This window comes from Eisenbergiella porci (genome assembly GCF_009696275.1).
GTDB lineage: Bacteria > Bacillota > Clostridia > Lachnospirales > Lachnospiraceae > Eisenbergiella > Eisenbergiella porci.
Window position 1 is genome coordinate 1 of sequence record NZ_VUMI01000126.1, and the last position, 2,958, is coordinate 2,958.

Consider the following 2,958-nt stretch of genomic DNA (forward strand, 5'->3'; position numbering starts at 1 on the left):
ACCCAAAACCCTCTATTTTCGTACCAGATACAGAGAAATGTCCATCCTCTTGGCTCATTTATCTGAGATATGAAATTAAAAATTTCTTGAAAAATAAGGAAAAAACACTTGACTAAATAGGGAGGAAAATACAGTATGAGCATAACACATACCAAGCATTCTTCCTTATCACTGCAATGGCGTCTTACATTGATGGCAGCCGCTGTGACTGCACTTGCCTGCCTTTGCCTCACAATCTTACTAGGATTCTCTGCAAACAAGAAGATGAACGAGATTGGCGATTTCCTCGTTCAAATTGACAACGCTGAACTTCCGGAAGATGCGGTGATTGAAAAAATAGAGGTCATTCCGGATTATGAGAACCAACTTCAGACGAAAAAACAAAGCTTTCGTTTTGAAAGCTTTGCTGCCATGCTTGGAATTATCCTGGCAAGTAGTGTTTTAACCTATTTCATCACGGGACACACTCTTCGTCACTTAAAAAAACTGACTGCCTGCATGGAACAGACACAAGCGCAAAATCTGTCTGCACCAGTTGAATTAGAATCGGAGAAACTTCCTGCTGAACTTGCCAGACTTTATCACACGTTTGCCGACATGCTCCTTCGATTAGAGCACTCATTTTCAACACAAAAGCAGTTTTCCGCAAATGTCGCGCATGAGTTACGGACGCCCCTTGCTGTCATGCAAGCCAAGGTTGAGGTTTTCCAAAAAAATGCAGCCCATAACCCGGATGAATTTGAACCGGTGCTTGATTCGCTGGCCCAGCAAATTGAACGATTATCTCACATTGTAAATGAGTTATTGGAACTGACAACTCTGGAAACAGCTGCGCTTACGGATTCTATCTGCCTCCCCCCTCTGATGGAGGAAATTATGTGTGATCTTCAGTCTCTGGCAAGTGATCGAGGTGTAACACTGGTTCTTGATGATAGCTGCACGTACGACGATACCGTCTCCATCCCGGTAATCATGGGAAATGAAACATTAATATATCGTGCAATCTTTAATTTGGCCGAAAATGCCATCAAGTACAACCGCCCAGATGGTACAGTTACCATGTCACTGAATAAGACGGCTTCCGGCGTTAGCATTTGTATTACAGATACCGGTATAGGAATCCCGAAAGATGATTGGGAGACCATTTTTGATGCATTCTATCGCGTAGATAAATCCCGCTCTCGTACACTAGGCGGCGCTGGGATAGGTCTTGCCATGGTGCGTACCATCGCAAACCTTCACGGTGGTAAGGCATATGTTAAGAATAGCAGTTCTGAAGGAAGCTGCATAGTTTTTGAGTTATAGACAAACATACGATAACAACAAATATTTTTCCATTGAAGATAAGAAATCTGCTCCAGACTTAGATAGTTCTTGGTTCTCGCAAACAGTATCAATGTCGGTGTATGCGATATACTCAATTCCATCCATATCATATTGATTTAGAATGTCTGTTTTGCCACATCCGGATAAACAGATTACTAAAAGTGAAACAAGTATCAATGCTATTTTTCGTTTCATAAAGGTTCTCCTTCTTAGTTTTGAACATCTTTTGAGGGCCTATTCATATGGCGAACTACAAAATATCCGTGATAGATGACGAGCGTTAGTAATTCATTATTTCACAGATTTTTGATTACTTTGTTTTTCAATACTGTCGAACAGTATCCCATAAAATAACTTGCCAATTGTACTGCGAAAAGATAGTGATTTTACGAGGAGGTGAAACCGTGGGGAAAATGATGATTCTGACTTTCAAAGATTCGGAAGAAGCTTTACTCAGGCGGCTCATTGACAGCCTGGGGGCATTGGAATACCAGCAGGTAGAACTCCCCATGGAGCCTCTGCTGAAGATTGGTACTCTGAGCCTGCACCCACTGGAGTCTCGGATTGAACAGGGAGGTACCAGTTACACATTGGGTCGCCAGCAGTTTCAGATTCTTTACCTGCTGGCACGAAACCCCGGCAGGACCTTTCAGAAATCCCAAATCTATTCGATGGTCTGGGAGGGCGCAGAGCCGATTCAGGTCAACGAAACGATCCGGTATCACATCAGCGAGCTGCGGAAGACTCTGTTGGAATTGACCGGTAAGGCGTGCATTGAAACCGTCTGGGGTGTTGGATATCGGTTTGTAGAATAACAAGGAAAGAAGCCGACTTCAGTTGCGACGACGGCAACTAAAGTCGGCTTCTTGTTATAAGTTAGTTTAATGGTGACAGATACCCTAATTGTATTGCTTTCGTTATAGCTTCTAATGCAGAGGTTACTTGTAGTTTTTCAAAAATATGCTGTAAGTGGTTTGATACGGTTCTTTCACTGATAAAAAGCTGTTCAGCGATTTCTTTTCGTTTGGCGCCTGTGGCAACCAACTCAAGGACTTTCTTTTCGCCTTCTGTCAGATCCTCCACAAAAACTTCCTCTCGTGGGAAGTGTGTTGCCCCCTCTTTAACCATAAGCAAAATACGAAGAAGCTCGTCTGGTTCTATGTCTTTGCTTACAAATCCTTTTGCCCCAATCCGCTTCGCCTCTTTGCGATAGACAGGAAGATTATAGCCAGAGAGAATGATGATTTTTTGTTTTGGGAAGTGTTTTAATAAATGCTGTGTGAGCATTAGCCCGTCCTCGTCTGCCAGCCTGCCTAAGTTAATGTCAATCAACAGAATATCCGGCAGTTCTTCGGCAATCAGTTCTTCCAGATTATGAATATCTTTTGTGCTGGAGAACTGTTCAATTTCCGGGAAATCGCACAAGGCGATGGAAAGGCTCTTTGCGAAAAGAGCATGGTCATCGACTAATAAAACTTTCATAGGAATCACCTCCGTTCATGGGCAGGTAGTGTCAAGTTTCACTACCGTTTTTTATTGTTAAACCTTGATTTTATGGGAGTTTGCAATAAAAAGAGCATTGACCTCCCTTTTATGGTATAATGTCACTCGCCAAAACAACCTTATACGAAA

Annotated in this window: 4 protein-coding genes; 2 read left to right on the forward strand and 2 right to left on the reverse strand. The window is 42.6% G+C overall.

Annotated elements, in window-relative coordinates; all coding sequences use genetic code 11:
- Window positions 1-135 precede the first annotated feature (135 nt).
- Complete coding sequence (locus FYJ45_RS29055; RefSeq protein WP_154468405.1) at window positions 136-1,305, forward strand: sensor histidine kinase; 1,170 nt, start codon at window positions 136-138, stop codon at window positions 1,303-1,305.
- Here the strand turns inward: FYJ45_RS29055 and FYJ45_RS29060 are convergent.
- Window positions 1,300-1,521, reverse strand: coding sequence for a DUF6619 domain-containing protein (locus FYJ45_RS29060; RefSeq protein ID WP_154468406.1), 222 nt, complete (start codon window positions 1,519-1,521; stop codon window positions 1,300-1,302). The genes FYJ45_RS29055 and FYJ45_RS29060 overlap by 6 nt on opposite strands.
- Window positions 1,522-1,739: 218 nt before the next feature.
- On the opposite strand from FYJ45_RS29060, the gene FYJ45_RS29065 reads away from it, so the two are divergent.
- Complete coding sequence (locus tag FYJ45_RS29065) at window positions 1,740-2,141, forward strand: winged helix-turn-helix domain-containing protein (protein WP_154468408.1); 402 nt, start codon at window positions 1,740-1,742, stop codon at window positions 2,139-2,141.
- Between the two features lie 61 nt (window positions 2,142-2,202).
- Here the strand turns inward: FYJ45_RS29065 and FYJ45_RS29070 are convergent, their stop codons facing one another.
- On the reverse strand, window positions 2,203-2,808 hold the full coding sequence (locus FYJ45_RS29070; RefSeq protein ID WP_154468407.1) for a response regulator transcription factor: 606 nt from the start codon (window positions 2,806-2,808) through the stop codon (window positions 2,203-2,205).
- Between the last annotated feature and the right edge of the window lie 150 nt (window positions 2,809-2,958).